The 3,889-nt window shown below is 63.9% G+C and carries 2 protein-coding genes; one reads left to right on the top strand and one right to left on the bottom strand.

Features of this window, described 5'->3' with window-relative positions:
- Positions 1-465: 465 nt before the first annotated feature.
- A protein-coding gene (locus tag JZ792_RS40820; protein ID WP_216918303.1) for an IS3 family transposase occupies positions 466-1,877 on the top strand; the annotation gives its coding sequence in 2 pieces (ribosomal slippage) (positions 466-832 and positions 832-1,877; 1,413 coding nt in all).
- 85 nt (positions 1,878-1,962) lie between these two features.
- Here JZ792_RS40820 and JZ792_RS40815 read toward each other — a convergent pair.
- Positions 1,963-3,889 (bottom strand): WD40 repeat domain-containing protein (locus JZ792_RS40815; protein WP_368858180.1); only part of this gene is annotated, 1,927 nt, incomplete at its 5' end.

Below are 3,889 nucleotides of genomic sequence, written 5' to 3'. Positions count from 1 at the left end.
TGCCCTCGATGCCTTCGGGCACTCTCGCCGCTTTCATCGTGCGGCCTTGCTCGTCTTGCACCTCCACATCATGGTGGTCTTCGGCCCAGTCGTCTCCGACGAACAGCACTCAACGCTCCTGAATCTGCCGTGTTCGATTGTCAGCAGCCTGCGGGAGACCCAGCGCCCTAATGGACCAGTGCTCACGCCAATCATGTTGGTGGGCAAGACATCCCATAAGTTGTCCGCTCCCGGCCACCGGCAGGGGCACGATCTGACACCAGAACTCGGGGGTTCAGGCTGAGGGAGTGCTCACCTGCAGGGGCTGCAGGCACCGAGTCTGCCCTACTGGCTGACCTGGTAGTTCCCATTAGGCTGAGTTGAGTCCATCGGTTCATAGCAAATCGGCCTGACGCGGGGCGAGATACGGATCGATATTTCATGACCAGGACGAGGTCCTCGAGGCTCGGCGAGGACAATGCAGTGATGAGTGCAGCAGGTCCGCGTGGTGAGGAACCGAAGCGGCGGCGCGCGTTCAGCGCCGCGGACAAACTCGCGTATCTGCAGGCCTATGAACAGGCAGTCGAGCGTGGTGAGGGCGGGGCGTATCTGCGGGGCGAGGGCTTGTACTCGTCGTTGATCAGTGAGTGGCGCAAACAGCGTGATGCCGGGGTATTGGCGGGTCGGAGCCCGGGTGCCAAGATCGGCAGACTCACCCCGGAGCAGGCCGAGATCGCGCGTTTGCGGCGGGAGAACGAACGGTTGAACAAGCGGTTGGCGACCACCGAGACCGCCCTGGATATCATGGGAAAAGCACACGCTCTCTTGGAAACTCTCTCCGAGAGAGCGGATTCCGAGGAGCAACGCAAGAAACGCTGACCGGTACGTATGTGTCGCTGACCGGTGCTGGTGTCGCCACCAGGACCGCCGCGGTATTGACCGGTGTGGCGCGCTCGACCGCGATCCGCCGGACCACCACCACCCCGCCGGTCCGGTCCCATGCCGTGGCAGGTCCGGACCCGGCGAACAAACTGACCGCGTCGGAGCGTCGCCGGGTCCTGGAGGTCCTCGACAGCGATCGGTTCGTCGATCTGGCTCCGTTGCAGGTCTATGCGCAGTTGCTCGATGAGGGCGTCTACCTGTGTTCGGTCTCCACGATGTATCGGGTCCTACGCGAGCATCGGCAGGTCAAAGAACGTCGCCGGTTGGCGCGCCACCGACCGAAGGTATGCCCGGAGCTGGTCGCCACCAGGGCCAGGCAGGTGTATTCGTGGGACATCACCAAACTCGCCGGCCCGGTCAAAGGCCGATATTTCGACGCCTACGTGATGATCGACATCTACTCCCGCTACATCGTCGGCGTCCACGTCCACAACTATGAATCCGGTGTACTGGCAACAGAATTGATGAAGGAGATCTTCGGTGTCCACGGCATCCCGCAGGTGGTCCACGCCGATCGCGGCACGTCGATGACCTCCAAGACCGTCGCCGCGCTACTGGCCGATCTGGAGGTCACCCGCTCGCATTCACGACCGCGGGTCTCCAACGACAACCCCTATTCGGAATCACTGTTCAAGACCCTGAAGTACGGGCCGGCATTCCCCGAACGATTCCGATCACTCTCCGAGGCAAGACAATTCATGGATTCCTTTGCTCACTGGTACAACCACGAGCACCGCCACACCGGCATCGGCCTACACACACCCGCCGACGTCCACTACGGGCTCGCCACCGACAAAGCCACCGACCGGCGGACGGTCCTGGACCGGGCCCGCGCACGCCACCCCCACCGATTCACCACCACCACGACACCGAAGATCCTCACCCTGCCCGACACCGTCTGGATCAACCGGCCAGCCGACGACACCACCCAGGAGACCGACACAACAGCCGCCTGAACACACCCAACGGTCTCATCCAGCTTGAAAAATTCCGGTCCAAGGTGTCTGGTTGGGCTCTACCTAGGACGCAGTGTCGAGTGGTTCAATTGCAGAGTTGAGGTGTCAGGTCCGAGGGTACGTCCTTCGTCCACTGGTCAGGTGCGGAAGTCTGCCTTTGCCAGGTGCACAAAATAGCAGCGGCAGTGGCGTCATCGGTTGCGGCTCTGATATCCCGGGCTTGGGCAGGATTGGCTAGCCTGCCAGTGATGAAGGTATCGCCGTCCTCAGTGAAAGCCATCCAGGTGTCGGCGCTACCAGGGAAGTTGTCGATCGTGCGATATGCGGTTGTGTTCCACAGCTGTACCCGGCTACCACTGCTGGTGGCGAGGATGTCTCGGGTGGGGTGGAAGATCATCGAGTTGATGTAGCCGGTGGTGGGTAGGTCGCGGAGTTTGGTGCCGGTGGTCGGGTTCCACAACTCGACCCGGCCCTCGTTGGTGCGGGTGGCGAGGATGTCTCGGGTGGGGTGGAAGGCCGTTGAAACGATGGCGGCGTTGTTTGGGGTGATCTGGGTCAGGAAGGGGTTGAGGGCGGCGGCGCGCATGGCGTGGCCGGCTTCGTCGCTGTTGTGGATACGCCACGCGGCCAAGGCGGTGAGTCGCGATGCGGCGGGGTCGCTTTCGGCGAGGAGCTGGCTTCGGCTGATCAGGTCGCGGGCAACGGCGCTTCTGCGTTGGTCGTCGGTCTTCTGGGTTTGCCGGACCGCGGCTGTGGCCACGGTGGTCAGAACGATGACCAACAGGAGCAGAGTCGCGGTGAAAGCACGTCGCTGCAGTGTGCGGCGGCGGTCAGCGCGGATGGACGCGGTGAGAAACCGGTGTTCGAGGTCGGAAAGTGGGGTGTGCTGGCGTAAGTCGGTACTAGCACTAGATGTGGTGGTAGCGGTTTCCAGGACGCTGCCGGTGTAGAGGTAGGAGTTGTCGCCACCGTGATCGTCCCAAGCGACTGCGGCGGTGTGGAGTCGGGTGCGTACGGCGCGGTCGGCGCGGGTGTCGGCCAGCCATTCGTCTCGCAGGAGTGGCCAGGTGCCAAGCAGTACTTCATGGCTAATCTCGACGCTGTCGTCACCGAGTGTGAGGAGTCGTTGGGCAGCGAATGCTTCCAGCACCGCCTCCACATCGGCAGGGTCGGCGACGGTGGTGAGTTCGCTACGTCGGACACGGCCGGCAGTGTCGGCGCCGTCCGGGCCGACGAAGGTGAGCCCGGTGAATACCCTGCGCGCCACTAGTTGCCGCTCGGGGGAGAGTTCGTTGTAGACAGTGTCGGCGGCGGAGGCGACGACGCGTTCGATTCCACCGACCCGTTCGTAGTCGGCGAGGGTGAGTGTGTCTGAGCTGCGGTTGCGCCAAGCCCGGTCGAGTGCATCCGAGACCAAGGGCAGCACCCCGGCACCAGACACCGCGACCAGCCCGCCTGGAGCATCGACGCTGGTGCGAGAGGCGGCGCGGACTTCACGCAGGAGATGTTCGGTGAGTTCGTCCTCGACCCGGGAGTCGGCGTGCTCGGCGGGTTTTGTGATGGCCAGTCGTAGTTGGCGTTCGGTCATCGAGGTGAGCAGGCAGCGGTGCCGGATGGTGTCGGCCAATCCGTCGAGTTCAGCGCAGCGAGCCTCGAAATCGGCGCGGACCACGACCAGCACTAGCGCTGCGGGTGCCCCGGTCTCGGTATCGGGGGTGGTCGCGGCCGTGTGCAGGGCAGTCACGAACCGTTGACGCCGGAGGGGGTCGGTGCATTGGGTGAAGATCCGTTCGAACTGGTCGACCACCACCAACAATCGACGATCTGCACTCGGTGGTCCCCCCGCCGCGGTGGCGGCCTGGGCCGCGGTGAGCGCGAATGAGGCCGGATCATCTGCCAGTTCCCGCTGCAGCGTCGCCGCGCTCACCCCTGTCGTCGCGCGAGCGGTCGCCAACGCCAGATCATCCAACGGGGAACTGCCCGGACTGAACACCACGAACGGCGCCCACCCC

Source organism: Nocardia noduli (assembly GCF_019038455.1).
Lineage (GTDB): Bacteria > Actinomycetota > Actinomycetes > Mycobacteriales > Mycobacteriaceae > Nocardia > Nocardia noduli.
This window is presented reverse-complemented; position numbering and strand designations above follow the sequence as displayed.